Source organism: Marinicrinis lubricantis (genome assembly GCF_042658665.1).
Lineage (GTDB): Bacteria > Bacillota > Bacilli > Paenibacillales > KCTC-33676 > Marinicrinis > Marinicrinis lubricantis.
In genome coordinates, this window is record NZ_JBHSQV010000172.1 from 1 (window position 1) to 24,995 (window position 24,995).

At 46.6% G+C, this 24,995-nt stretch carries 28 protein-coding genes; 22 read left to right on the forward strand and 6 right to left on the reverse strand.

The annotated features are described in order from the left end of the window. Positions 1-169: 169 nt before the first annotated feature. The 12 genes from ACFPXP_RS15645 to ACFPXP_RS15700 all read left to right on the forward strand — a co-directional run bounded on the left by ACFPXP_RS15645 (position 170) and on the right by ACFPXP_RS15700 (position 12,782). Positions 170-538 carry a hypothetical protein gene (locus ACFPXP_RS15645; RefSeq protein WP_379895262.1) on the forward strand — a complete coding sequence of 123 codons (369 nt, stop codon included), beginning with the start codon at positions 170-172 and terminating at the stop codon, positions 536-538. Between the two features lie 15 nt (positions 539-553). Continuing rightward, positions 554-1,267: a hypothetical protein gene (locus ACFPXP_RS15650; RefSeq protein ID WP_379895263.1), complete on the forward strand. Its 714-nt coding sequence runs from the start codon at positions 554-556 to the stop codon at positions 1,265-1,267. Further along, positions 1,264-2,688 carry a contractile injection system protein, VgrG/Pvc8 family gene (locus ACFPXP_RS15655; RefSeq protein ID WP_379895264.1) on the forward strand — a complete coding sequence of 475 codons (1,425 nt, stop codon included), beginning with the start codon at positions 1,264-1,266 and terminating at the stop codon, positions 2,686-2,688. The genes ACFPXP_RS15650 and ACFPXP_RS15655 overlap by 4 nt, the downstream gene beginning before the upstream one ends. An 86-nt stretch (positions 2,689-2,774) precedes the next feature. Then, the gene (locus tag ACFPXP_RS15660; RefSeq protein ID WP_379895265.1) at positions 2,775-3,905 is read left to right on the forward strand and encodes a pentapeptide repeat-containing protein; all 1,131 of its coding nucleotides are present in this window, start codon (positions 2,775-2,777) and stop codon (positions 3,903-3,905) included. A gap of 25 nt (positions 3,906-3,930) precedes the next feature. Then, positions 3,931-4,488, forward strand: coding sequence for a serine protease (locus tag ACFPXP_RS15665; protein ID WP_379895266.1), 558 nt, complete (start codon positions 3,931-3,933; stop codon positions 4,486-4,488). After that, positions 4,488-4,898 carry a DUF4280 domain-containing protein gene (locus ACFPXP_RS15670; RefSeq protein ID WP_379895267.1) on the forward strand — a complete coding sequence of 137 codons (411 nt, stop codon included), beginning with the start codon at positions 4,488-4,490 and terminating at the stop codon, positions 4,896-4,898. Before ACFPXP_RS15665 ends, ACFPXP_RS15670 begins: the two co-directional genes overlap by 1 nt. Before the next feature lie 54 nt (positions 4,899-4,952). After that, on the forward strand, positions 4,953-7,739 hold the full coding sequence (locus ACFPXP_RS15675) for a contractile injection system protein, VgrG/Pvc8 family (protein WP_379895310.1): 2,787 nt from the start codon (positions 4,953-4,955) through the stop codon (positions 7,737-7,739). Positions 7,740-7,828: 89 nt separating this feature from the next. Then, positions 7,829-8,584, forward strand: coding sequence for a hypothetical protein (locus ACFPXP_RS15680; protein WP_379895312.1), 756 nt, complete (start codon positions 7,829-7,831; stop codon positions 8,582-8,584). A gap of 13 nt (positions 8,585-8,597) precedes the next feature. After that, positions 8,598-9,197 (forward strand): pentapeptide repeat-containing protein, encoded by a 600-nt coding sequence (locus ACFPXP_RS15685; protein WP_379895268.1) that lies wholly within the window; start codon positions 8,598-8,600, stop codon positions 9,195-9,197. A 686-nt stretch (positions 9,198-9,883) separates the two neighbouring features. Then, a complete protein-coding gene (locus tag ACFPXP_RS15690) occupies positions 9,884-10,660 on the forward strand; it encodes a stalk domain-containing protein (protein ID WP_379895269.1) in 777 nt (258 codons plus the stop codon). Between the two features lie 69 nt (positions 10,661-10,729). Continuing rightward, positions 10,730-11,986, forward strand: a complete 1,257-nt coding sequence (locus ACFPXP_RS15695; protein WP_379895270.1) for a cytochrome P450 — start codon at positions 10,730-10,732, stop codon at positions 11,984-11,986. Between the two features lie 250 nt (positions 11,987-12,236). Then, a complete protein-coding gene (locus ACFPXP_RS15700; protein ID WP_379895271.1) occupies positions 12,237-12,782 on the forward strand; it encodes a 50S ribosomal protein L25 in 546 nt (181 codons plus the stop codon). 75 nt (positions 12,783-12,857) lie between these two features. On the opposite strand, the gene ACFPXP_RS15705 is transcribed toward ACFPXP_RS15700, so the two are convergent. Next, positions 12,858-13,469 carry a class I SAM-dependent methyltransferase gene (locus tag ACFPXP_RS15705; protein WP_379895272.1) on the reverse strand — a complete coding sequence of 204 codons (612 nt, stop codon included), beginning with the start codon at positions 13,467-13,469 and terminating at the stop codon, positions 12,858-12,860. A 250-nt stretch (positions 13,470-13,719) separates the two neighbouring features. Between ACFPXP_RS15705 and ACFPXP_RS15710 the strand changes: the two genes are divergently transcribed. From ACFPXP_RS15710 to arsC, 7 genes are all read left to right on the forward strand, one after another. After that, a complete protein-coding gene (locus tag ACFPXP_RS15710; RefSeq protein WP_379895273.1) occupies positions 13,720-14,160 on the forward strand; it encodes a DUF5360 family protein in 441 nt (146 codons plus the stop codon). Beyond that, positions 14,157-14,732 (forward strand): TetR/AcrR family transcriptional regulator, encoded by a 576-nt coding sequence (locus ACFPXP_RS15715; RefSeq protein WP_379895274.1) that lies wholly within the window; start codon positions 14,157-14,159, stop codon positions 14,730-14,732. The genes ACFPXP_RS15710 and ACFPXP_RS15715 overlap by 4 nt, the downstream gene beginning before the upstream one ends. Before the next feature lie 23 nt (positions 14,733-14,755). Further along, the gene (locus ACFPXP_RS15720; RefSeq protein ID WP_379895275.1) at positions 14,756-15,082 is read left to right on the forward strand and encodes a DMT family transporter; all 327 of its coding nucleotides are present in this window, start codon (positions 14,756-14,758) and stop codon (positions 15,080-15,082) included. Between the two features lie 65 nt (positions 15,083-15,147). Then, positions 15,148-15,522, forward strand: coding sequence for a DUF488 domain-containing protein (locus tag ACFPXP_RS15725; RefSeq protein ID WP_379895276.1), 375 nt, complete (start codon positions 15,148-15,150; stop codon positions 15,520-15,522). A gap of 90 nt (positions 15,523-15,612) precedes the next feature. Next, entirely contained in the window at positions 15,613-15,933 is a 321-nt protein-coding gene (locus ACFPXP_RS15730; protein WP_379895277.1) for an ArsR/SmtB family transcription factor, read from the forward strand. A gap of 18 nt (positions 15,934-15,951) precedes the next feature. Next, positions 15,952-17,364, forward strand: coding sequence for an arsenic transporter (locus ACFPXP_RS15735; RefSeq protein WP_379895278.1), 1,413 nt, complete (start codon positions 15,952-15,954; stop codon positions 17,362-17,364). Between the two features lie 39 nt (positions 17,365-17,403). Next, on the forward strand, positions 17,404-17,829 hold the full coding sequence (gene arsC / locus ACFPXP_RS15740) for an arsenate reductase (thioredoxin) (protein ID WP_379895279.1): 426 nt from the start codon (positions 17,404-17,406) through the stop codon (positions 17,827-17,829). A 65-nt stretch (positions 17,830-17,894) separates the two neighbouring features. On the opposite strand, the gene ACFPXP_RS15745 is transcribed toward arsC, so the two are convergent. Beyond that, on the reverse strand, positions 17,895-18,245 hold the full coding sequence (locus ACFPXP_RS15745; RefSeq protein WP_379895280.1) for a DUF2178 domain-containing protein: 351 nt from the start codon (positions 18,243-18,245) through the stop codon (positions 17,895-17,897). Next, a complete protein-coding gene (locus ACFPXP_RS15750) occupies positions 18,235-18,474 on the reverse strand; it encodes a helix-turn-helix transcriptional regulator (RefSeq protein WP_379895281.1) in 240 nt (79 codons plus the stop codon). The genes ACFPXP_RS15745 and ACFPXP_RS15750 overlap by 11 nt, the downstream gene beginning before the upstream one ends. 575 nt (positions 18,475-19,049) lie before the next feature. Between ACFPXP_RS15750 and wrbA the strand changes: the two genes are divergently transcribed. Further along, positions 19,050-19,661, forward strand: coding sequence for an NAD(P)H:quinone oxidoreductase (gene wrbA, locus ACFPXP_RS15755; RefSeq protein WP_379895282.1), 612 nt, complete (start codon positions 19,050-19,052; stop codon positions 19,659-19,661). A 44-nt stretch (positions 19,662-19,705) separates the two neighbouring features. Here wrbA and erm read toward each other — a convergent pair whose 3' ends face one another. Together erm and ACFPXP_RS15765 are read right to left on the reverse strand one after the other, a co-directional pair. Further along, positions 19,706-20,554 carry a 23S ribosomal RNA methyltransferase Erm gene (gene erm / locus ACFPXP_RS15760; protein WP_379895283.1) on the reverse strand — a complete coding sequence of 283 codons (849 nt, stop codon included), beginning with the start codon at positions 20,552-20,554 and terminating at the stop codon, positions 19,706-19,708. Between the two features lie 801 nt (positions 20,555-21,355). After that, on the reverse strand, positions 21,356-22,447 hold the full coding sequence (locus ACFPXP_RS15765) for a branched-chain amino acid aminotransferase (protein ID WP_379895284.1): 1,092 nt from the start codon (positions 22,445-22,447) through the stop codon (positions 21,356-21,358). 120 nt (positions 22,448-22,567) lie between these two features. Between ACFPXP_RS15765 and ACFPXP_RS15770 the strand changes: the two genes are divergently transcribed. Next, positions 22,568-23,461 (forward strand): LysR family transcriptional regulator, encoded by an 894-nt coding sequence (locus ACFPXP_RS15770; protein ID WP_379895285.1) that lies wholly within the window; start codon positions 22,568-22,570, stop codon positions 23,459-23,461. 8 nt (positions 23,462-23,469) lie between these two features. Here ACFPXP_RS15770 and ACFPXP_RS15775 read toward each other — a convergent pair whose 3' ends face one another. Continuing rightward, entirely contained in the window at positions 23,470-24,270 is an 801-nt protein-coding gene (locus tag ACFPXP_RS15775) for a DUF6597 domain-containing transcriptional factor (protein WP_379895286.1), read from the reverse strand. A 156-nt stretch (positions 24,271-24,426) separates the two neighbouring features. On the opposite strand from ACFPXP_RS15775, the gene ACFPXP_RS15780 reads away from it, so the two are divergent. Beyond that, on the forward strand, positions 24,427-24,876 hold the full coding sequence (locus ACFPXP_RS15780; RefSeq protein WP_379895287.1) for an SRPBCC family protein: 450 nt from the start codon (positions 24,427-24,429) through the stop codon (positions 24,874-24,876). Positions 24,877-24,995 lie beyond the last annotated feature (119 nt).

Consider the following 24,995-nt stretch of genomic DNA (forward strand, 5'->3'; position numbering starts at 1 on the left):
TACATGATCGTCATCCTCCATGTGCACGGTTTTTCATCGTATTTCAACGATTTCCTTGCATATGAATTCGACAAAGAATGCCTCAAACCCTTGCTGTTACTGGATTTTTTAATCGTTCAGCAAGCCCGAATTAGGACGTTTCAAGCTGAAGGAAGGGGCTAAGCTTCGCATGGACTATAACAGCTTTGCCGACTTCTCCACGGAATTCAATACGATGAATGTCATTCATACACCCTATTCGGGAATCGGGCGAAGCACCTTAAACCCTTTCATTCTTCATTATTTTGCTAATGAGGTGATGAAAAGCGGAACGAACGACGCGATGGACGTGGCGTTCGCGATGACCTGCTTGAACCGGGGGATGGCGGAGCGGGAGCTCATTCTTCATTATATCTCGCGGCGTTTAGGCGTGGAGCTTCGGGATGCCTCCAATATGGAGCTGTACCGCAGGCTTGGCAGCATCCTCGATAAGCTTAGGGGAAGAGCAAGGCATAAGCACGATTTCGCAGGCGGTCCACAGCGAATGATTGTCGATTGATTCGGTATTAACATCATGCGGATCATCGTTTGCGGAGGTATGCAGGGAGCAGATGGAACCAATGAGATGGAGAGGACGTGGAGCGTCTTGGGGAAACAGGTGGATGAAAAGATTTGGGCTATGATGCTGGATGCGGAAGAGCTTGCAGAGAGGGCAGAAACGGAACATGCTGATGACCCTGCATTGGAAGGACTGGACCTGGTCCATCAACCGCTTGTCAAAATCGGAAACGAGTGGATTCCATTCGAGGAACGAACGCTTTTGGACGGTAAAATTCATCTTCGCTTGCCCAAGACGTTTCACGAGCTGCCGGAGGAAGCAGCGAAGCTGAAATATGCGTCGGAGCGCAGGCCACAGCTGATTTTATCCGATGAAAGTACAACGACGAATTTAGCGTTTAACCTATCGCAGACGCTGCTGGAGGACGAGGAGGTCGAACAATTTACAGAAGCGATTGGCGAGCTGCTGAAGCGTACGCAGCCTGGAGCGACTTGGCTGGAGCAGGATGTGGTAGACGTAGCGGGCAGGAAAGTAGGCTACCGTTCTTTTATCGTACCGGTTGTGGACACTGATTTGTATCAGCTGATGTTTTTTGCATCCTGCAGAGGACAGGCGCTGCTGTGCACGTTCCATTGTTTGAAAAAGGATATGGAGAAATGGAAGTCAGTATCACTGGGGATCATGCACTCGCTGCGCATACCAGATGATGAACAAGGGAGGATGGAATGATGAGTACGTCAGCGATTGCATATGACAATTTGGTCATTGAACCGTTTGCCTTGACTCGATTGCTGGAACTGAAGCTGACGCAGTCGATGAATGAACATACCCGACTGACATTTACGGGAATTGTGCCGGAGGAGCGAAAGGACAGCTACGTCGCATCCGCGGAAGCGGGGACGCAAATCAAGGTCAAGCAGCAGGGGGGCGGATCAAGCGGCGCCGTATTGTTCAGCGGTATTGTGCAGAACATTGCGGTCAAAGCGGTTCGGGGCATTTATTATATCGAGGTGGAAGCCGTCTCTCATTCTATTTCGCTAGATCTGCAGCGGAAAAGCCGTTCTTTTCAAAATGACTCGATGACGTTTGCCAGTTTGCTTCAGCAGGTGATTGCTGCCTATCCGGGCGGGGATGCATCTGATGAAGCTTCAGGCGGTGCTGCGCTCGGAGAATTCACGATGCAGTATCAGGAGACGGACTGGCAGTTCCTCATGCGCATCGCTTCGAGATATCGTGCCGGCTTATTTGTGTTTTCTGCCTTTGATGCGCCGAAACTGAGCGTCGGTGCTGCGGATGACTCGGCGAAGTTCAATCTGGAAAACTATCATTACCGGATCCATAAGCGCATGGCGGATTATCGTGTCGCTGTGGAGAACGGCGCCGCGGCGGATGAGAATGACTATATTGATTATGAAGTAGAGACTTACGATGTGTTCACATTGGGCAGTCCAGTCAGCTTTAAGGGCCGTACGCTTTATGTCCGGCAAGCATACAGCGAGTTGGTTGATGGAATGGCGAAGCATCGGTATGTTTTGTGCTCTAAGAATGGCCTCAGCTGTATCAAACGATACAACGATACGCTAATCGGCGCCTCGGTGTCAGGTAAAGTGATTGGCGTCTCGCGCGATCAGGTCCAGGTGCATATGGAAATTGACGGCGCTCAGTCCGCCTCCGAAGCAAGGTGGTTTCCATACTCCTCAGTTTACACAGCAGAAGGCAGCAGCGGCTGGTACTGTATGCCGGAGATGGGCGACTATGTACGGATCTATTTTCCGAGCCGGGAGGAAAAGGACGGCATCGCCATCAGCTCGGTTCGGCAAAACTCGGACGAGGGTGAAACGAATAAAGTCGGCAACCCGGATATTAAATATTTCCGTACCGCATCCGGCAAGGAGTTGATGATGTCGCCGAGCGAGATTACGATTACCGGTAAAGACGGCGAAGTGTATATTCGGCTCAGCGATGACGATGGCATTCAAATATTCAGCAAGAAGAAGGTACAGATCATGGCCAAGGAAGATATCATGATGGAATCGGATAAGAAGATTGTCATCAGTGCGAAGGAAGAAATTAGTGTGACCTGCAAGGAAAGCAATATGCTGCTGGACGGAGATACGCGCATTGTCGGCAAGGAATTGAAGACGAATTAACGGTCAGTCGTTTGAAATGAGCATATGCCGCAGCTTTCAGTGTTCTAGTTGTGGCGTAATCAGTCACGCTTGGGGGGATGTAGTGCATGAGAGAAGAGGCGATGCTGCATTTTGAGAAGCACGTAGTCCAGCCGCGGGTGCGGGAGACGCTGCTGTCGCTGGAGAGGGACTACGATGCGCGAAGCGACGGATGGACTTCTGGATTTGTGGAGGCGTTTCGGAATGTTTGCCTTCAGGCACGGAAGCGGCAAAAGGAAGCTGGAAAAGCGCCGATCGCTTATATTACGTTTTCCATGCTGCGAACCGCGCTGGCAGACGGACGAGATGTGTACTTGGTTGAAGCGGCAGATCAGCGCTGGTTTCTAGATCGTGAGCCCAGCTTCGGTTCGTACGATGTTTCTTGGGCGTTCCGTTATGTGCGCAGGTTACGTGAGCAGCTTCGCCTAGAGGCCCCTGCCTACAAGGGGGCCATTGTGGAGCCGGATGTCGATCGGATCATTCTTCGGGAAGCCGTCAAATTCCACCAATACGTCGTACGGCTCGGCCGAAAAGCGATGGAGCATGCAGCACGGCTGCCGGAATTCTTGGAGCTGGAGCGGGCGGAAGAGGTGGAGGTGCGCATCGGCGAGTATTGGGATGCGAGCGAGGTCGTATTCAAGGAAGATCGCAGGCCGCGTAAGGATAAAGCTGTTAAGGCGTGGCTCGAGGAAAGGAAGGAATACACCTATGCCTATGAAGCCTTCGAGAAGCTGGATCTTGCGGGAGGCGACTACAGCAGGAACGACTTGCGCTATGCTTGGTTTCGGTCATGCAGGCTGAGCCGAAGCCGATTGGAGCAATGTGTACTGATTGGCACCTCCTTCGGACGAAGCGATCTAGAGGGCTCGGATCTTTCCGGCAGCCTGATTCATGGCGCTGACTTCTCCGGCTGCAGGCTGGAAGGGGCTAGGCTGAAAGGGACACTAGGCGCCAAAGGATTAACAGATCCGGCCCATTGGGATATGCCAGGATATCCGGCGGTTCGTTTTGTCGAAGCGGATTTGACCGGCGCTGATTTATCCGAGGCGGATTTGAGAGGAGCTGTGTTTACGAATGCTCGTCTCGACGATGCACAGTGGCAGGGCGCTCGCATGGACGGTGCCGTGCTTCCGGCTTCTTACCGGGAGATATTGCCGCTTAGCGATGAGCAGCGTCAAGCAGTGATTTGGATGGACTGAGGTTGTACGAAAGGGAGAGTAGCGATTGAGCTATTTTATCATATCTCAAGACGAGCGTTTCGTTCACGCTGTGGAGCCGGACGGTATTTCCCGAGCGGTGCCGAGGGAGCTTCTAACACTAGAGCGGATCGGGGAGATGGACGACTGGGTGCTGCAGTTTCCGATCAAAGAACAGCAGAGGCTGCAAGGCGGACTGTTCGTTGATTTCATTCAGCATCCCGTGACGTTATGGTCGGATCGACTTAAGAGTTTACTGGTGCGCTGTTCGAAGAAGCTGAAATTCCAGCCGGTGGTGTTAACGGATCTGAAAAGGTTAAGGCAGGAACCATATTGGCTGATGGCTGCGCCAGAGGTGCACTGCTTGTCGAACGAAAGCGAGTTTCATAAGGACGGCTCGTTGAAGAGGCCGGTTATCGATGAGCGCATGGCAGGGCTGCAGCCGATGATGAAGGTGGGCGGCATTCGAGAGGATTTGTTCATTGTCAGTCTAGGTGTCGCGGAGAGTATACTTCGGAGAGATTTTATCGGCGTTCGGTTGACTCGAATCGAGGGAATATACGAGGAGAATGGAGGAATCGCCTGATGAATGTGGGTGTCAAAGAAAATGGCGGAGATCAGCAGTCTTATGTCGTTGCAGGCGCCGTACTGACATGCAACTGCGGCACGATGCGCACGCGGTTGACGATGCCGCTCAGTCATGGTGTATACATTAAAGAGAAAGCACAGATGAATGTGATGGATTATAAGCCGAATGTGAACATTATGCCCTTCGGCCTATGCTGCACGATTAAAAATCCGGAAGTGGATGAGGCGACGAAGGCGAACAACCATGTACTTACACCGATGCCATGCAAGCCCGTCATCCAAATGCCTTGGACGAATGGCAAAAGCGACAAAATCATCGAAGGACAGCCGGCACTGCTCAGTAAATCGACCACAACTTGCATACATCAAGGCATTATCACAATCGAGGATGACGGACAGGAGCTGTAATGGGAAGAAGAAAAAAAGGACGCAGGCAGAGAGGAGGTCGGCTAGTTGAGTACGATGGTTCAGGCGAAAGGATACGGTCACATTCGGCTCGTCATGCCCTATGAGCTTCAGAGCTTGAGCCGGCTGGACATCGTGCAGGAGGCGGGGGAGCATGCGCGGCTGCTGCTGACAGGCATCATTCCGGAGGAAATGCGAGATTCGTATATCGAGCAGGCATCCAGCAGCGACCAGGTGGAAGTGTATGTGATCGAAGAAGGCGGAGCAGACAAGCCCATATTCAAGGGTGTAGTCTCGGAAATTAGTGTGCAGACCGTACGCGGCATTTATTATTTGGAACTGCAGGGCGTATCGTATACGAGTCTATTGGATCTAAAGCTGCATACCCGTTCTTTCCAGGATGCGTCCATGTCCTATGAACGATTAATCGATCAAGTGATAGGTGCCTATGACGGATCGGATTGCATCGATTACGCTTCGAACGCTTCCGTTCTGGGCGGGTTTACATTACAATATTTGGAGACGGACTGGCAGTTTTTGAAACGGATGGCGTCCCATTTTGGCGCTGTGCTGGTACCCGAAAAGGCGGCGAATGCCCCGAAGTTTTACTTCGGCTTGCCCGAAGGCAGACGGCAGAAGCTGGACGATGAACCGTTTATCGTAGATCGAAGGCTGTCTCAATATCGCACGTTAAAGGCTTACGGCGGCGGGGGGCAGGAAGCAGATTTCACCTGCTATACCGTGGTGACGGAGAAGGAATTCGCGCTGGGCGACAAGGTGCTTTTTCAGGGCGGAGAACTGGCCGTTGTTGCATGTATTTCTAGGCTGAGCGAAGGCGTGCTGAAGCATGAGGTTGTGCTTGCTCCGGAGCAGGGGATTCGCCAGCGCCGGCTCTTTAATGAAAAGATGATCGGTGCAGCCCTGCAGGGCAAAATTATCGAGGTCAGCGGAACACAGGTGAAGGTTCATCTGGATATCGACGGCAGTCAGTCTGCCAATACCGCATGCTTGTTTCCTTACGCATCCGTATACACCGCGGAAGGGAACAGCGGCTTCTACTGTATGCCGCAGACGGGGGACAGCGTCAAGCTGTATATCCCGAGTGCGAAGGAAGCGGATGCACTGGCTATTAGCTCCGTTCGAACGGGAGGATCCGCTTCTCCGAAGATGGCGGATCCGTCGACGAAGTACTGGGGTACGAATCACGGCAAGGAGCTTATGTTCGGCGGCGACGCCGTGTCGCTGACGGCCAAAGAAGGCAGTCTCTTCATTAAGCTGGATCAGTCGGAAGGCATCCAGATACAGAGCGATAAAACGATTCTATTCCATTCGGATGAAGAGATGGAGATCGAATCGGAGACGAAGCTGGAGCTGAAGGCACAGGAAGCGATCTACTTCCTATGTCAGGACAGCAGCGTCGTGATGGATGGTAACACGGATATCGTGGGGAATCAGATCGATATCGTTGGTCTTACGAAAGGGCCTGTCACGGTAGAGCCGCTCCCTGCGGAAATGGCCGCCGTGACTCCGCCGATTATTGCGCAGGAAGCGGAAGTGCTGAAGCGCAGACAAGAAGAAGCGGAGAAGGAGAAGGGCGGCTTCTGGGGCAAGCTGCTGGACGGCGTGCAGCTGGCGCTCGATGTCGTCGGATTGATCCCCGGTGTCGGGGAAATTGCGGACTTGGCGAATGCAGGCATATCGCTCGCACGGGGTGATTATGCAGGAGCCGCCTTGTCGCTGGCAGCGATGATTCCGTTCGCAGGCGCAGCCGCAACCGGAGCGAAATTCGCCAAGAAAGGCATGGATGCCTTCAGCGCGGGCAAGAAAATGATGGATGGCGCATCCAGAGCCGTAGACGCGGTGAAGTCGGTGGTGAATTCGGCCAGCGCGGCGGTCGGCAAAGTCATGGTATCCGCGAGAAGTGCGATAGAGTCGCTGGATGAACTGCAAGCGATCAAGAAGCTGAAGGACAGCATGAAGGAAACGCTCATGAAGGCGCAGGAAGGCCTAGATCGATTGGCTAACGCCATGCCGATGGGTCGAGTTCAGACCGCGAGCGGCGCTCCGATCGGCAGCATAGGCCGCAATCAAGCCGATGAAGTGCTGCCGAAAACGGAGGTGCAGCAGAATTACCTTGCCGCAATGCGTGAAGCGGAACAACGAGCCGCGAGGGGCGGGGGAGGAGCGCCGAATCTACACAACAAGAACTTAACTCCGGACCAAGAGAAATACTATCGGAAGAAAATCGATGATGCTGAAGCACGTGGGGACATGAAAGCAGCCGACGACGCGAGATATGAGCGTCACGAAGCAGAAAGAAGAAGTATCGGTGAGGAACCTATTGATCGTGAGGATTGGGATATACTAAACGAACGATTGAGGAAAAATAGAGAACGTGGAAGAGTAGAAGAAGAAAATGGTAGAAATGCGCTGAAAAACCATTTAGGACGTGAATTGGAAGACAATAACTCCAACAAGGTTGTTACCCATACATCTAGTGAGGGGCATGTTACTCGTCCTGACAGTATTGGTAGGAACAAAGACAAAGAGATTGACCTTGTACATGATCATAAGCATAAAACGGGAGGAGAAGACCAAGTCGTATATAATGATGAACAGATGCGGGCTCAAAAAGAGATGATCTCAGATGTGCCAAATGGTCGTCATGTCGTTACGATGTCCAGTGACAAAGTGGATTTATACGGAAATCCCCCGCAACCAAGACCAAGTTCACCTTTAGCAAAAGATAGTGAAATTTATTATACGGAACCTGGTAGTGGGAAAATTACACATAAGTGGACGGTAGATAAAGAAACTGGCGATGGTTATTGGGAAGAACTATAGTTCATCATTTGTGGCGGATTGTGACTTTCATAATAGGGAGTGGATCGTTCTTGAATCAAAATTTAAAACCGAATTTATTTGCGATAGCCATGTTTCCCTCAGTTTCCTTGAATGATGAAGATAGGCTTAACAGTCTATTGGAGGTCTTCAGCTCTTTAGATGATTTTATTCCGACACATTGGGGGCACAATGAAAAAGTTCGGTTAGAATACAATCAATCTGAATTAGTTGAAAGAGTGAAATTAAAGGAACCTGTGTTCTCCGAGATTTACCTTGAAAAAAATGACAATATTAAGTATTCGGGTAGATTCCAATTAAATATGAATTTTCGTTCGTTTTTAGAATTTGATTTTAGATCAGTTCCTAAAAAGCATTGGGCTTCAATATTTAAATTATGTGACGAAATTGCGCAAATCGTAAAGCCTCGTTATGGGATTTCACATATGTTTTGGCCTTCCAAGATTCCGTGGGAAACGGATCGAGAGCGTATGCATAGATGGATGAATTTAAGTTCACAGCCTGCACCGGTAAATTTTGGCCCAAGCGGTCCATTAGGGATCTCTGCGCGAACTTATTTCAGTGGTGAGGTATTGGGATTGTTTAATGAAGAATTCCTGCAGAATATACCAGCAAATGTAGAAAAACTGGACTGGGGAGGGATTCGGATTGATATAGTAGATAAACCATGGGAAGTCGATGCCGACACGCTTCTTGATCAATGGTTGAAAGTAATGCAATATTTTGAAGAATCACAGGTTATTGCATTACCAAACTTCAACATAAAAGACCGAAGGAGTATTTCATTTAGTCCAAATGCGGTATGGAAACGATATATTGAGAAATGAACGGGGAATGACTATGGCTCAGGATAGACAAGGAATCATCGCTTTTTTCCATGAAGCTAGAGCAGCTGGGGAGATCGTGAAGAGTATAGATATTAGTGATCTGGATCTTTCCTTTGCGGAAATTTCCGAAGTAATGGCAGATCATATGATAGCAAAACGGATTAATTTGAGTGCTTCAGTACTCTCACGAGCCTCATTTTTAGATTGTAATTTTGAATCCTCGGATTTTACAAATTCAGATTTGGAAAGTATAGATATAGCGGATTGTGTATTGAGTGGAGCAGATTTTACAAAGGCAAATCTTCAGAATGCAAGAATTAACATAAGTATGTGCTTGGATGCATGTTTTGATGAAGCGGATTTGTCAAATGGAGAGTTGATCGGTTCAACACTCAATAATTCAACTTTTAGGAGCGCTAACTTAACTGCGATAAATGCAAAGAAAGCTAGCTTTAAGTTCACTGACTTAACGGGAGCTGTTTTAGTGAATGGGAATTTTGAGGGTGCTGATTTCACTGGTGCTAAGTTAGACCATGCGATTTGGAGCGGAGCTAACATCAACAATGCTAAGTTTGATGATGGAGTTAGGGAGCTCGTCCAGACGAACCTCTAATCATTATGATTTTAAGAAAAGTGTGTAATATATCAATGTGCGAACAAATAATGATAGGGTCCTTGATCGGTTTATGCCTTTCAAGGTTTATTTTTCACAAGCATCGGTAATCCAGATTCAATTCAATTAAGGTCCTTTTTTCTAATGATAATATCGTAAGATTAATTCAATGTGGTGGTTATCTTATAGAGAGACAGCTAATGGAATATAGCTCTGCGGTTGAGTCTTGGCGAGATTATGATGAGATGACCGATGTACAAGTCGATTTATTAGAGTCGATATATACTAGGAAAATTAAAAAACCAGAAGCTAAGATCATACTAACTAAAAGAGAAATTAAAATTACAAGCCAGATGTATTCAATATTATAGGTAGAGCTCAAAACTTAAGATGAAACGTCTCCAACCTTGATTCGGGTGGCACTCGGTCGAGGTTTTTGTTTTATTTTCTCTGAATGAATTTTTGAACAATCACAGGTTATTGTCTTACGTTTTCATGTGAGTAGGAAATCTATTATTTGATATTTATCATGGGAGGGACAAATATTGGGTTACTGGTATAATGGAATCGATTAGTGGTTGGGAGGACGTCATGTTAAACCTTAGAAAGTAATTTGTCCGCGATTTTCGCTAAGCCTAGTAAAAATACACATAACAAGAGGATAACGATTTGGATAAGGCGGTGTAATGATGAAAAAAGCACTTATAGGATTGTTTCTAGGACTCGCCATATTGATCACGGCAGCGTTTTCTACAGGAATTGTGCAGGTGACAATCTTTCCTGGGAAGCTTACGGTGAATGAACAGCCAAGTTCGTTGGGTGAGGATTACCGGCTGTTTCAATACAGGGAACACGTCTATGTGCCGATTCGGTATGTGACCGAAGAGATGGGAGGGGAAGTCCGCTACAATCAAGAAACGCAACAAATTGACATCTATTCGCCTTTCAAGCACTGGACAGAAGATTATTTTTCAGACAGCAGACCGACTTTCAAGTCCGAGGTCAACGCATCGGATACGGACGGCCAGATGAAGCTGACGATCTACAGCGAGAAGAAGGTATACCAGGAAGGGGAACCGATCCGGATATGGGCTTCTTTAGAAAATACGGGGGAAGAAGCGGTCACGCTTTATTCCAGTGAACCTGTAATCAGTTTCTATATGATCAATGCCGAGCAGGAAGTTCTCGGTGAAGTGATGCATGATTTGGGTCAAATAACCCCGTTTAATCCGAATGATGAGTACTTGAGGCAAATGGCCCCGTTCACGATTTCAGAGTTTCAATACTATAAGCATGGCATAGAGCGAGAATCTTATGAGGAGTTTATGGAGAGGTATGCTGCGAAGGCTTATGAGCTGCCGAAGGGAACCTACACGATCGGCACGAGTGCCGAGTTCAGGTATCAGATGGACAGTGATCAGAGGATCCGCTTACAGGGCCAATTCGAGATTGAAATTCAATAGGACTTCATAAACGTGGAAGCACTTGGTGATCATACAGGTGATGAATCCGGTAGAAGGGGATGACGATGTATGCTGACCAAAGCACGCGTTCCGCATGAAGAAGGGCTTGACCACACGATTTCGCTGATCCGTGAAGGATATTTATTTATCTCGAACCGTGTGAAGGAATTTGGGTCCGACGTATTCGTCACGAGATTGCTCGGGCAAGACGTGATCTGTATGAGCGGCGAAGAAGCAGCAAAGCTGTTTTATGATCCTGAGAAGTTTCAGCGTAAAGGAGCCGCTCCGAAGCGGGTACAGGAAACCTTATTCGGAGTGAATGCCATTCAATCCATGGACGGCGAAGCGCATATTCACCGAAAGCTATTATTTTTATCACTGATGACGCCTCCCGAGCAGAAACGATTGGTAAAGCTTGTGAAGGACGAGTGGAAAAAAGCCGCCGCAAGGTGGGAAAAACTCGAGAAGGTCGTGCTATTCGATGCTGCGAAGGAGATCCTTTGCCGCTGTGCATGCGAGTGGGCGGGAGTGCCTTTGAAACAATCCGAAGTGAAAGAGCGGGCAGAAGATTTCAGTGCGATGGTAGATGCTTTCGGGGCTGTAGGCCCGCGTCATTGGAAAGGAAGACTTGCAAGAAACCGGGCAGAGGATTGGATCCAAGGAATCATTGAACAGGTTCGCTCTGGAGAGCTCAACGCTGTGGAAGGAACGGCGCTTCAGCAGATGGCCTATCACAAAGAATTGAACGGTCAAATGCTGGATAGCCACATGGCCGCGGTAGAATTGATTAATGTTCTGAGGCCGATTGTCGCTATCTCTACCTTCATTGTTTATGCGGCACTGGCTCTGTACGAGCATCCCGAATACCGGGAGATACTTCAGGCTGGAGGCAAGCATGATGTTGAGATGTTCTCGAATGAAGTACGACGATACTATCCCTTCGGACCGTTCTTGGGGGCTAGAGTAAAGAGGAATTTCGAGTGGAACGGGTGCGAGTTCCAAGAGGGGATGCTGGTGCTTCTTGATATATATGGCACGAATCGCGATGCACGGCTGTGGGACAGCCCGGATGAATTTCGTCCGGAGCGGTTCCGGACATGGAACGAAAGTCTGTATCAATTTATCCCGCAAGGCGGCGGCGATTCCAGTAAGGGTCATCGCTGTCCGGGGGAAGGGATTACAACAGAGATCGTGAAGGTAAGTCTGGATTTTCTAGTGAATGACATCACGTATGAGGTTCCGGAGCAGGAGTTCAGCTACAGCTTAAGCCGAATGCCTACGTATCCCGAAAGTGGATTCATAATAGGCCAGATTAGAAGAGTGTAATGGGTATGTTTATATGAGTCGACAAAATATTGGAATTGTGATATGGTGTAAGTAACCCATAGGCATCCCACTCATTTTCGAGTGGGGTGCCTTCGCGCATATTTATGGGTTTTTACATTTAATGTCTAATCGTATGAAAGGGTATTTGGAGGGGTGATGCTATGTTTCTCTTTATGTCCCCGAACGGGGAGATGCATCCATTTAGGCTGATTTAAGCCAAAAGATCATGATAAAGAGGAGCGAAAAATCGATGAACATTTATTTTCCAGCGGAGAAACGCGCACATCTGAATACTTCGGGATTGCGAAGACTGCGCAGGTCCGGACGTTTGCCGGGTATTGTATTCAATAGACGAGGGCATAGTGAGATGATCCATATTTCAATGAATGATTTTCAAAAATGGCTGAGACAGGGCGGCACAGGTATAATCGAGCTTCGTATCCCGGATCAAGAACCGATGACCGTGCTGCTTGAAGACGTACAGCAGGATCCTGTGACGAGGAAGCTGCTGCATGTCGACTTTCAACGGGTAAAAAGCCGCGAAGCGATTCGTACAAAAATTGCGATCGATTTTAAAGGCACTCCAATTGGGACAAAAGAGGGCGGTATTGTACAAATCCAAAATGCCCATATCGAGGTAGAAGCACTTCCGGAGCACCTGCCGCCGTCGATCGAGATGGATGTCAGCCAATTGAATATGGGGGATTCGATCAAGGTTCAAGATGTGAAGCTGCCGCCTGAAGTGAAGGTGGTCTCCGACGGGAATGGATATTTGTTGGCAGTCGCCCGTCCTTGAAACGATGAAGAAAATGATGCACTAATTCATACTGAATGATTAAATGACTTCCATGAATGCCGAGCTTGCAGTTCGTTAACTGCTGGCTCGGCATTTTTTATGAATATATCTCATCTGCAGTACGAATTTTGGTTTAGCTGAGAAAAATAGCTCATGATATAAGAAGCATTTATTGAATTTTTTTAATACCGTGCAGTCATACTGATGGCTCGTAAACAAATGAAGGTACTCTTCTTCATTTCGAATATACTCGCCTTTATCGAACCATTTCATGAAGCGGCTGCTGATCGGTTTTTGCTCGCATAAACACGGTTCCATAACAATAATGGTACCAGAAGGCTTTAATACTCGATCAAACTCCTTCATATACTGAGAGATTTCTTCGGAACGAATATGATGGAGCACGGCGATGATGAGAATATAATCAACGGAATGAGCTTCTACCGGTAGATGAGGAGGTTCAAGTGCTTGAAATGAATATTGCGGAAATAATCTTCGCGCATAGTGAACTCTTTCCATATCCGGATCTACCCCTACGTAATGCATTGGATTAAACATGAGGCAGTTCGCTCCAGTTCCCGAACCAAAATCTAAGACATAACAGCCTTCGATTTGAAAACTACCTTGGACGTGATTGTGGATATATTTTTTCGTAAACCATTTCGGCCTAATAAACCAGTGATACAATTGGGCTTGGTAACGAGAGTAAATAGGATTTCGCCGCCTTTCTTGAAATTGACGGTACTATTTTCCCGCTATAGATTGAAAACATTCGAGGGCATTTTAGGAAAGTTCAGGAGTAAGACTCCATTCACATGTGGATGGTCAAAAGCGTATCGAAGTGATATTGCGCACAACGGGATGATGTTGTAAACTGAAAAACATGGAAAACAAAATGATTTATTAGTTTTCCAAATCTTTAGAGGTGGTGAAGGATTTGAGCAAATTGCTAAAAGTCCTGATGTTCATCACAGACATCGGATTTCTCATTTATTGGCTGATCATTGGTTTGAAATTATTGCCGGAGGCTTATCTGTACAAGGATTATGATAATCCGCTGCTGGTATCGTGGAACTGGTCGTTTCTGCCTCTCGATTTATTTATTTCGTTTACGGGCCTTCTCAGCATGATTCTCTATCACAGGAGGAATAAGATGTGGTCTTCCGTATGTATGATTTCCTTAAGTTTAACGTTTTGTTCCGGCTTGCAGGCGATTGCTTTCTGGGCGATTCGTGCGGATATTGATTTCTATTGGTGGGCACCGAATCTCTTTTTAATGCTTTACCCGCTTATCTATTTGCCAAGACTGATTCAAGAGAAGAATTCAAGAACATCTGCTGCAAGAAGCATCGAGATGGGAGGCGATCCACGGTCATGAAAGAGAATATTATTCAGGCAGTCACCAAAGAAATTCACCAGAGAGGCCTGAGATTTTCGATTAGAGATGTGGCCAGTCAGCTCGGTATTAGCACCAAGACAGTGTATCAGCATTTTGAGTCCAAAGAGCAAATGATCAGCAGTATTGTCGAGCATGCTGTTAAGGATATGATGGATATAGAGAAGGAAGTGATGGCTAATGACACGCTTTCTTTACAGGAGAAGCTGTACAGAGCATTGACTGTTCTTCCCCGCAGATTTGTATTTCAGGATGTACGTATTTTAGACGAGCTCCGGCAGCGGTATCCTCAGCAGTGGAAGGTACTGGACGACTATATGAATAACGGGTGGAATGGCATTCTCTTGCTGGTTGAACAAGGTGTAGAGGAAGGGGCGCTGAAGCCGTTTGATATGGAACTGTTTATTTCGGTCTACGTCGGTGCATTGTATCAGCTGATGGATCAGAAACGAAGTGATTCAAGACGAATGTCGTTGGAAGAAGCGTTGGCTGGAATGGTGGATTTCTTAATGTACGGGATCACGAAGCAGTCACCGGGTAAATCTTATTCATAAAGTCATCGACGGAGGGAGTAAACATGAAGGCATATTTATTTTTGGCGGGTGCCATTGTGTTCGAGTTGTTTGGGACATCGATGTTGAAGGCATCTAACGGCTTCACGAAAATACTTCCATCGATAGGGACGATTGCAGGCTTTGCGATTGCATTTTATTGTTTGTCCTTATCACTGCAGCAAATTCCATTAGGAATTGCTTATGCCATTTGGTCGGGTGTGGGTACTGCAGTAACAGCAATTATAGGGATTGTCGTATGGAAGGAAACGGCAAGCGTGACGACAGTCATCGGAATGGTGTTGATCATTGTCGGTGTTGTCATTTTGAACTTGAAAGGACCGGCGCATTAGATCAAACTAGATGTATTATCTTTGTATTGGGGTTACGATCATACGTGAGAAAGGGGCATGCTACTGTGAGCAATATCCAAATTAAGAGGGTTTATGCAGAGGCATTGCCATCCGATGGTCGGCGGGTGTTGGTGGACAGGTTATGGCCGAGAGGCTTAACGAAAGAGCAGGCGGCGGTCCACGTATGGATGAAGGAGATTGCGCCGAGCCATGAATTGCGGAAATGGTTCCATCACGATCCAGCACAGTTCGACGCTTTTAAAGAAAAATATAAGCGGGAGCTGCAGCAGGATGCAGGTAAATTAGAGCTGCTCAAACAGCTTCGTGAATGGGAAAGAGAAGATATTCTGACATTCGTCTATTCTGCTAAGGATCCGCACAATAATCAAGCCATTCTATTAAAACAGTGGATCGAAAATAATGAGCTGGATCTGGACTGATCCTGCTTTTTTTGTGTAACAAACATAAAAAAAGCTTTTCAATATAATTAAATAATTATATAATCATTTACGAATGGAGGGTGCTTGAATATGCATGAGATCGAGAAGACCGCCGAGATTCTTAAATTGCTAGGCGATAAAAATCGTCTGACGATAATGAAGCTGCTGCAGGAAAGAGAAATGTGCGTATGCGAATTCGTGGAGATTCTGCAAACGAGTCAGCCGAATATCAGCCAGCATATGCGTAAATTGAAATCGGGCGGGCTTGTAAAGGAAACGAAGCGCGGCCAGTGGGTGTATTATTCCTTAACGATTGAGGATCAGCCATTTATCTCGGCCATATTGAACGAGCTTCCTTCGCAGAAAGAGAGACTTCGGGAAGCGAACTGCGATGAAGATGAATGCTGTTAATTCAGGGGGAACACAGGAATGGCATATGCTGCAATGATCATTTTTTTAGTGACGCTCACGTTCGTCATCTGGCAGCCTAAAGGGCTGGGTATTGGCTGGTCAGCAAGTGCGGGGGCAGTCATTGCATTAATCTTTGGTGTGGTCAGCTTTGATGACGTAGGTACAGTGACGGGGATTGTATGGAATGCGACCTTAGCGTTCGTAGCCATCATTTTAATATCTCTGGTGCTGGATGAAATCGGTTTTTTTGAATGGGCAGCACTACATATGGCGCGGCTCGCACATGGCAACGGGATTGTCATGTTTGTACTGATTATATTATTGGGATCTGCTGTTTCCGCATTGTTCGCGAATGATGGGGCGGCGTTAATTATGACACCAATCGTACTTGCAATGGTGCGGGCGCTTAAATTTGACGAGCGGATGATTGTGCCGTTCATTATGGCCAGCGGATTCATCGCCGATACCGCATCCTTGCCGCTTATTGTAAGCAACCTTGTCAATATTGTGTCTGCAGATTACTTCGAGGTAGGTTCCGCTGAGTATGCGAGCCGAATGATTGTGCCGAATTTTTTCTCTATTATTGCTAGTCTAGTGGTATTATATTTATTTTTCCGTAAAAGCATTCCTGCCAGCTATGACTGGGCGCAATTACGGAATCCCAGCGATGCAATTAAGGATAAGCGTCTGTTCAAACTATCTTGGGTGATTTTATGTATACTGCTTATTGCTTATTTCACGAGTGAGTGGCTGGCGATTCCTGTATCCATCGTTGCTGGTGTCGTGGCCATCCTATTCTTGGCGGTAGCAAGAAGAAGTCCTGCGATCAACACGTGGAAGCTGGTGAAGGGCGCTCCATGGTCTATCGTCGTATTCTCTATCGGCATGTATGTTGTCGTGTACGGACTTAGAAACGCCGGAATTACCGATGTGTTAGGGGACATGATTGAAGCTGTTGCAGATGATGGATTATTCGCTGCGGCCGTAGGAATGGGCTTTATCTCGGCCATTCTTTCATCGGTAATGAACAATATGCCGACGGTGATGATCGATGCGCTCGCCATTCAAGGAACGGAAACGAGCGGAATGATCCGAGAAGCATTGGTATATGCCAATGTGATCGGTTCAGATCTGGGTCCGAAGATTACACCGATTGGATCGCTGGCAACCTTGTTATGGCTTCACGTTCTTGCCGCTAAAAATGTACGAATCCGCTGGGGTTACTACTTCAAGGTTGGCATTGTGCTGACCGTCCCAACCTTGTTTATTACTTTAGTGGGTTTATATATGTGGCTGAAGGTGATCTCCGTTCTAACGATCAATGTATGGATTGTTATCGCCGTCGTATGCTTGCTTGTAGCGATTGTGCTCGGCGTCATCTTTACAGCGCTTCGAGCGAAGCAGCGCACAAAGGCACGGCAGGGCATGTAAGTAACTTTGGAAACCATCATAAAAGGAGCTGCGTTATTCATGAATCAAAAACCGATTGTTTATTTCTTATGTACAGGGAACTCTTGCAGGAGCCAGATGGCAGACGGCTTTCTCAAGGCGCTCGGCCGTGAAAAATATGAAGTGAAAAGTGCAGGGCTTGAAGCTCACGGCTTAAATCCTCGTGCCGTACAGGTCATGAAGGAAGCTGGCGTAGATATTAGCTCCCATACTTCAAATGTGATTGATCCCGACATATTGAATCGCGCCTATGTTGTCATTACACTGTGCGGTCATGCGGATGAGCATTGTCCGGTGATCTCCAATCCGAACGTAACGAAATGGCACTGGGGCTTCGAGGATCCAGCGAAGGCGACAGGGACGGAAGAAGAAGTGATGAACCAATTTCGAAACGTACGCGATGCAATTAAGAATCGGATCGAAAAGTTCGTGCAAGAAGGTAAATAAAAGTGCGAATCTTCAAGTGATCAAAAAGGCCGCCCTTATAGAGCTCTATAAGGGCGGTCTTTTGCTTATGAAAAATCCTTTTTATATTGGACGGCTAGATACATTCCGCCAGCTAAAAATGTCAGCGCATATTTATACAAGAAAAAAATGGTCCACATATCGTCTTTAGGAAAAATGATGTCACATAAAATAATTGCCCACAGCATACAGTAACTGCTTTTCAAAAAGATTTTATTTGTCCGCTCGTCGTCTTGCCCCATCTTCTTATAAAATATATAGGCAAAAATCGCACTGCCCATAAGCAGTAAAAAACCGACTCCAATGAGAATACTCCAATTTCCCGGAGATTGTTCAGCCCAGGATTCTATAGGGGAAAAAATTGCGTTATGGAGATCAGAGAAAAACTTAGTTATCATGTTCATCATTTCCTTTCACATAAGTAAAAATATCGTTTACATCAACATTAAAAAAATCGGCAATTCGAAATGCTAACAGCAAAGTCGGAACATAATTTCCTTTTTCCATGACGAAGATCGTTTGTTTGGAAACCCCGACTTTCTCTGCTAATTCTTGCTGAGACATTCTGGCAAGTACACGATATTCATAAACCTTATTTGATATCGAATCGCCAAAATCTTTCTTCATGACCATCACCTCATGTATTAAATCATAAACCTAATTTTTATAAAAGTAAAGTAAACTTATATAAAAATACATAATACATTTACTTTGGATTAAACTGATTTGATTTAAAAAGAGCTTTGAATGCAGAAAAAAGAACCTGGGATGTTCATCATTTCCGTCAGGTTACATATCGATCTGGTGTAATTTATGGTTTGTGGCGGTGCATCGGGTGATAATATTCAGTCGCGGCCAAAAAACTAGGACATGACGGATATTGTAGTTACCTTTGGATATCCTATAAACGGATGTTTTTAAGAAAAGGAATCTCAAGAAACACCTAGGAGGAAGATTGCCAAAGGAAATCCAGGAATATTTAATGGTTTTAAAAGTTTATGGAATTAAACAAAAAATAGCGGGTAATTTAATGCTTTCTATTGACAAAAATGAAACAATCCCTGTATTATAACAATATCTTTATTTAAAGATAAATAATTTTAAGAAGTATAATATTCATACAAATGAATGTACAGGATGTGTAGTCTATGGGTTTTTGGTCTAAATTATTTCATAAAACATCCGAAAAGGAGATGGATTCAGTGGCAAATGTTAAATTAGCGGTGATCTTTTACAGCATGGGTGGCACGAATTATCAATTAGCGCAGTGGGCTGCAGAAGGTGCTAGGGAAACCGGAGCAGAGGTTAAAGTATTGAAGGTTGAAGAATTGGCCCCGCAATCTGTAATTGAAGGAAATGAAGTATGGAAGAATACCGTTGAAGCAACGAAGGATGTTCCCGTCGTTACTTCGGCCGATGTGGAGTGGGCGGATGCGATCATCTTCAGCGTACCGACTCGTTTCGGCAACATGCCTTCCCAAATGAAGCAGTTCCTTGATACACAAGGCGGTCTGTGGGCTACGGGTAAAACCGTCAATAAAGTAGTCAGCGCAATGACTTCTGCACAAAATCCACACGGCGGTCAGGAAGCTACGCTTCTGTCTTTGTATACTTCCATGATGCACTGGGGCGCGATTATTGCAACTCCTGGTTATACGGATCCTGTTCTCTTTGGCGCAGGAGGAAATCCGTATGGCACAAGCGTAACCGTAGGTCAAGATGGCAAAATGATCGAAGACGTTCAAGCAGCGGTGAAGCATCAAGCGAAGCGCACCGTAACGGTAGCAGAATGGGTTAAAAAAGGTCAACAGTAAATATGATGAAGAGCTGATCGATTGAATCGATCAGCTCTTTTTTCCTATTTCGGCCAACGAAATGAGGGGACATGCTGGATCATCGTTGTATAAACGGCTGCCCATTGCTGTTCATTGAGCTTACAGATGGGGAAGTCTCTATCCACTCCTGCATGCAGACACAACTTCTTTATCTGAGGCGGTGTGAAGATGCCGCTTAGAGCTAGGTAAACAGGCATACGCGGATAACGAAGAACATCCTCAGCAAACGCTAAGAAACGATGAAAATGGTGTTCTTCGAGGAAGGCGGGTGTCTTTTTCTGAATCAGCAGCAAAGCCGCATCGACTTTGGGAGGCGGTGAAAAATGGCGTCTTTCAACGACTCGAATCATTTTCAAATCATACCACATTCTCCAAGCGAGAATGCTGGGCTTGGTGATCGGACGCGAAGTGAAGCCTAAGGCTGCCCCTTTTTCGATTAACAGGATTGCTCTTTTAAGCTTTGAACCCGAACCATTCATGAGCAATTTGAGGATCGAAGTCGTCATGTAAAAAGGGATATTCGCAACGGCGAGGTAGGGATCTCGCGGTAAACGGAGATTCATGATATCCTTCTCTACCACCGTCACATTGCGAAGGCTTGCCGATCTTTTTCGCAATGTTTGGGCTAACCCGTTGTCCTTTTCTACAGCAAGCACACTCCCTGCCCTTTGAGCTAATGCGAGAGTGATGGCTCCTGCCCCGGCTCCGATATCGATGACCGTATCTGCCGGCTGAATGTCAGCTTGTTTGATCATTTCCTCAATGATTTGTTTATCTCTTAAGAAATGCTGTCCATGGCGCTGGGATTGCTGTTGAGGGTGAGTATGCCGCCGCAGCTGCGGGCAGGCTGTTTTCTTGTGATTCCTTCTCATATAAAGGCACGCTCCTCCGATATTTGCATCGTTTAGAGCCAAAGAGGCGTGCCTGAACCATAGGGATCACGGAAGAAGCGCTGCATGAACGAGCACTCACAGAGTTTTCATAGAAGCTCATGATTCGAAACGAACGAAATATGACTGTGTTCCGAGCTTTGTCCAGCAAGTACCACGTGCACTCAGCACGTATTTCACTTTGGGACGGTGATATGGATGGACAGCAGTCAAGAGTGCTGCTTCGAATATATGAAAAAAGGCAGAGCAAATCCGAGTCCCCATACGACAGGCAGGACCTTTGGCAATAATATTTAGTTGCACAAAGCAGCTCGGATTTGATCTACCACACGTAACCCTCCTTTAGGGAAAATAAAATACAGACCGTCAAACCAACATAAAAAAACACAGACGGAAGATCCGCCTGTGTGGATAGAAGGCACGAGAATTCAGAATACCCTTTTCAAGGGTTCTTATAAAAGGATAAGGTTCGGCCGCAAAGTGCCGCTTGAAGATGAAAGGAGTTCATTTTCCCTTCCATTGCAATAGGAACCAGCCCTTGAGGCAATGACAGATTTGCCTATTCAAATAAGTAGGATTACACATGGCATGGGTGTGATCCATCCTGAATCCTCTGCCTACAAGCAGAGTCTTGGCGCTATTTGATTAGATGCGCGAAGAAATGATTCGGATGCAATCTACCACACGTAACCCTCCGTTCCAATAAATTCAATAAAACCTTATCATAAAATACAATAATTAGCAATGGTCCGATTGTGAATTGGGCAGGATGGTGTTTTCAAGTTATTTCGAAGCTGTAGATGCTGCTGTCGTATCTACCATCCAGCCGAATGGGTCGGCTAGAACGCCATTCTGTATGCCCGTCACCGTGTCGTAGAGCTTCGTGGAAAGCTCTCCAGTTTGACCTTCGTGGATGATGAGCTTCTCGCCGTGGTAGTTCAATTCACCGATCGGAGAAATAACGGCAGCTGTACCGGTTCCAAAAGCTTCCTCCAATTGACCGTTCTTCGCTGCCTCCACGATTTCATCAATAGAAATCGTTCTTTCTTCGACAGGAATGTTCCAAGCTCGCAGCAAATGAAGCACTGAGTTGCGGGTAATGCCGTCCAAGATGCTGCCGTTTAATGCCGGAGTGACGACGGTTCCGTTTATTTTGAAGAACACGTTCATGCTGCCGACTTCTTCAATATATTTGAGATGTACACCGTCCAACCACAGCACTTGGCTGTAGCCCTGTTCTTTCGCTTCTTCCTGCGCCTTCAAGCCTGCGGCATAGTTTCCGGCTGTTTTCGCTTCACCGACGCCGCCTCTTACCGCACGAACATATTCCGATTCTACGAAGATTTTGACCGGTTTCACACCTTCAGCATAATACGCGCCAACTGGAGACATGATGATCATAAACTTGTATTCCGTCGATGGGGCGACACCCAAACAAGGCTGTGTAGCGATCACATACGGACGGATGTACAGCGATGTTCCTGGTTCGGAAGGGATCCAGTCTTGATCCACAGCAACGAGCTGCTGCAGTGCGGCAAGCACGAGTTCTCCATCAAGATGAGGAATGCTCAGGCGTTCGTTAGAACGGTTCAATCTTTCAATATTTTTATCCGGCCTAAATAATAGAACGCGGCCATCCTCCGTTTTATACGCTTTCAATCCTTCAAATATCGTTTGCCCATAATGAAATACTTTCGCGGCTGGATCTAGTGTAATCGGCTGATAAGGCATGATGCGCGGGGTATGCCAGCCTTTGTCCACATGGTAGTCCAGCATAAACATATGATCGGTAAAATGAACGCCAAATTGCAAATTTTTCGCTGGCGGCTTTTCCTTCTTCTTCGTGGTAAGCTGGATATCTATGGATTGAACCATGTTGACCCTCTCCTTCATGAATAATAACGTTAATTGAATGCTAGCACTTTCTTCGATATATTAAAAGTATCTATTTTATTGCACTCCCATACTTTTTTGGTATGCATCGAGGTGACGTGGATGGATTACCGACAATTAAAATATTTTTTAGCCATTGCTCAGGAAGGGCAGATCACAAAAGCTGCGAAAGTGCTGAATATTGAACAACCCCCGCTAAGCAGGCAGCTGAAGCTGATGGAAGATGAACTGGGGGTTAAGCTGTTCGAACGGACTGGGAAATGGCTGAAATTAACACCTGCAGGCGAATTGCTGCGGAATAAGGCCGAAACCCTTCTGTCGCAATTCAATGAAGCGATCATGGAAGTAAAGGAAAGCGGGGAAGAGGTCACAGGCATACTGAGCGTTGGCTCGGTCGTCTCGTGTATTTCACTGCTTCCGAAGCGAATTGAGCTGTTTCGAGAGCGATTTCCGCAGGTGACTTTTAAAATTTCGGAAGGGGATCATTTCTACTTAGGTGAGCTGCTGGAGAAAAGAATGATTGATTTGATTGTAGCGAGATTGCCTTTCGAATCGATGACGCAGCCGGAGAAATATGGAGTTCTTCCGCTCCCCTCTGATCCATTCGTAGCCGTCATTCCTAGTTCGTGGACTGGCTATGAGGGGAAGACGTCGATATGTATGAAGGAGCTCGCACAATTCCCGTTCCTCACATTGAAAACAGATAAAACGACGCGCATGCATGAGCTCGTGGTGGGTGAGTGCAGGCAGCATGGCTTCGAGCCGAATATTATCTGTGAATGCTCCAGCGTGGCCATCATTATGACATTGATCGCCGAAGGGATCGGTGCGACCGTTTTCCCGAAATCCGTCATGTCTTCGTTTCCAACGAATGTCGTCAAAATGCTGGACATCGTCGATGCCGACTTTCAGTCCGAGGTCGGTATTCTATGGCTGAAAGACCGCTACTTATCGAAGAGCGCGCGCCATTTTATTGACAGCTTTCGAAGCGATTGAAGCCGGCCTCATAAGCTTGAAGCATATTCTTCGGGCGTTTTGCCTGTGATCGCTTTAAAATCCTTAATGAAATGCGATTGATCATAATATCCGAGCTCCATGGATAGCTCCAGACCGTCTTCAAACCTGCCTTTTCCGATCAATTCAGCGGCATTTTGAAGCCGGTACAATTGGATAACCCATTTCGGATTGACACCGACATACTGATCAAACAGCCGCTGCAGTGTTCTTTTGTTCATATCGAACAGCTTGCAGACCGTATCTACCTTGATGATTTCCCGATCCTCCATGATCCGCTCGGTGATGCGCACAATCACCTCTACCTGGGGATCTATCTTCGGAAGCTTTGGCTGAAGGATCGCTTCCATCTGCCGCACCATATCTTCTTCTGCGCGCTGCGATAAGATTAATGCTTCTGCAGCTCCAGCATCGATTCCAAACACACTATGAATGTTCATAATCTGCTTGTTCAGCCTGGAAATCGGCTGTTTCACGAAGGGATAAAATCCGCCCGGTTTAAACTTGACGCCAAATACACAACCCTTCCCCTGCAGCATATAAGTGAATTTTTGCTTGGAAGGACCGAAGATCCCCGATCTGCCTGGTTCGATAACCATGTTAACACATGGGTTGGGGATGACCTCTTGGGGATAAGGCGGATGTCCGGTTAAATCCCAGCTGACGACCCAATAATGCTTGACGAACGTTCCAATATCCGCAGACGGCGAGTAACGATGAAGGTGAAACGTTCTGCCGTTCTCTTCGAATTTCAGCACGCCCATGCTGGGCATCTGCTGCTTTGAATTCATAGGAGACTCTCCTTTCTCGGTCATATCATCTAACGTTTTGTCGCGTTTTTACAATACACGTCCGCTTGACTTAGGTATATTGATTTTAGCATAATTTACAGTTTGATCCAAAAACGAAACCTTCGGCTGAGGATCAACATGAAGGAGGAATAACATATGGAATTGAAGTATGAATTTTATATCGGGGCTTCTCCAGAGAAAGTATGGGATGTGCTTGTTTCACCGGAAGGAACCCGCCATACCTTTTTCGGCTGTGTGATTAAGTCTACTTTCAAGGAAGGCGACCGCTTCGAATATGTTGGGCCTGGGGGGGATGGAGATGAAACCGTGCACGTATACGGCCATATTTTATCCTTTGCGCCCCATGAACAGTTCAGCTATGTGGAGCATCCGGGGCCGTCATATCATGCCAACCATGAAGAGCTGGAGTCGAGAGTAACCTTTACGCTGGAAAAGGCAGGGGAGTGCACGAAGCTGACACTGGTGAACGACGGTTGGAGCGAAGGCCATCCTTCTTTTGAAAACGCCAAGTCGCATTGGTGGATGATTCTTAGCAATATTAAGACGTACGCCGAAACAGGAAAGACGCTGAATATGGGCTGGTAAAGGTACTTACAAGTGGCAAAGGAATCCCGATTGGGATTCCTCTTTTCAGTTCAGGTAAAAAATAATGGTTGTAATAAAAACGTTTTCATGGTAAATTTGCAGCATGAAGACGCTTGAAT

Bases quoted from the DNA above. Each gene is read 5' to 3' on its own strand.
- ACFPXP_RS15660 (WP_379895265.1), top strand. From the start codon at position 2,775: ATGAGAGAAGAGGCGATGCTGCATTTTGAGAAGCACGTAGTCCAGCCG.
- ACFPXP_RS15715 (WP_379895274.1), top strand. From the start codon at position 14,157: ATGAAAGAGAATATTATTCAGGCAGTCACCAAAGAAATTCACCAGAGA.
- ACFPXP_RS15780 (WP_379895287.1), top strand. From the start codon at position 24,427: ATGGAATTGAAGTATGAATTTTATATCGGGGCTTCTCCAGAGAAAGTA.
- ACFPXP_RS15685 (WP_379895268.1), top strand. From the start codon at position 8,598: ATGGCTCAGGATAGACAAGGAATCATCGCTTTTTTCCATGAAGCTAGA.
- ACFPXP_RS15655 (WP_379895264.1), top strand. From the start codon at position 1,264: ATGATGAGTACGTCAGCGATTGCATATGACAATTTGGTCATTGAACCG.
- ACFPXP_RS15695 (WP_379895270.1), top strand. From the start codon at position 10,730: ATGCTGACCAAAGCACGCGTTCCGCATGAAGAAGGGCTTGACCACACG.
- ACFPXP_RS15645 (WP_379895262.1), top strand. From the start codon at position 170: ATGGACTATAACAGCTTTGCCGACTTCTCCACGGAATTCAATACGATG.
- ACFPXP_RS15735 (WP_379895278.1), top strand. From the start codon at position 15,952: ATGGCATATGCTGCAATGATCATTTTTTTAGTGACGCTCACGTTCGTC.
- ACFPXP_RS15775 (WP_379895286.1), bottom strand. From the start codon at position 24,270: ATGAATTCAAAGCAGCAGATGCCCAGCATGGGCGTGCTGAAATTCGAA.
- ACFPXP_RS15720 (WP_379895275.1), top strand. From the start codon at position 14,756: ATGAAGGCATATTTATTTTTGGCGGGTGCCATTGTGTTCGAGTTGTTT.
- ACFPXP_RS15745 (WP_379895280.1), bottom strand. From the start codon at position 18,245: ATGATAACTAAGTTTTTCTCTGATCTCCATAACGCAATTTTTTCCCCT.
- arsC (WP_379895279.1), top strand. From the start codon at position 17,404: ATGAATCAAAAACCGATTGTTTATTTCTTATGTACAGGGAACTCTTGC.
- ACFPXP_RS15690 (WP_379895269.1), top strand. From the start codon at position 9,884: ATGATGAAAAAAGCACTTATAGGATTGTTTCTAGGACTCGCCATATTG.
- ACFPXP_RS15680 (WP_379895312.1), top strand. From the start codon at position 7,829: ATGTTTCCCTCAGTTTCCTTGAATGATGAAGATAGGCTTAACAGTCTA.
- ACFPXP_RS15650 (WP_379895263.1), top strand. From the start codon at position 554: ATGCGGATCATCGTTTGCGGAGGTATGCAGGGAGCAGATGGAACCAAT.
- ACFPXP_RS15770 (WP_379895285.1), top strand. From the start codon at position 22,568: ATGGATTACCGACAATTAAAATATTTTTTAGCCATTGCTCAGGAAGGG.
- ACFPXP_RS15765 (WP_379895284.1), bottom strand. From the start codon at position 22,447: ATGGTTCAATCCATAGATATCCAGCTTACCACGAAGAAGAAGGAAAAG.
- ACFPXP_RS15730 (WP_379895277.1), top strand. From the start codon at position 15,613: ATGCATGAGATCGAGAAGACCGCCGAGATTCTTAAATTGCTAGGCGAT.
- erm (WP_379895283.1), bottom strand. From the start codon at position 20,554: ATGAGAAGGAATCACAAGAAAACAGCCTGCCCGCAGCTGCGGCGGCAT.
- ACFPXP_RS15670 (WP_379895267.1), top strand. From the start codon at position 4,488: ATGAATGTGGGTGTCAAAGAAAATGGCGGAGATCAGCAGTCTTATGTC.
- ACFPXP_RS15675 (WP_379895310.1), top strand. From the start codon at position 4,953: ATGGTTCAGGCGAAAGGATACGGTCACATTCGGCTCGTCATGCCCTAT.
- ACFPXP_RS15750 (WP_379895281.1), bottom strand. From the start codon at position 18,474: ATGAAGAAAGATTTTGGCGATTCGATATCAAATAAGGTTTATGAATAT.
- ACFPXP_RS15700 (WP_379895271.1), top strand. From the start codon at position 12,237: ATGAACATTTATTTTCCAGCGGAGAAACGCGCACATCTGAATACTTCG.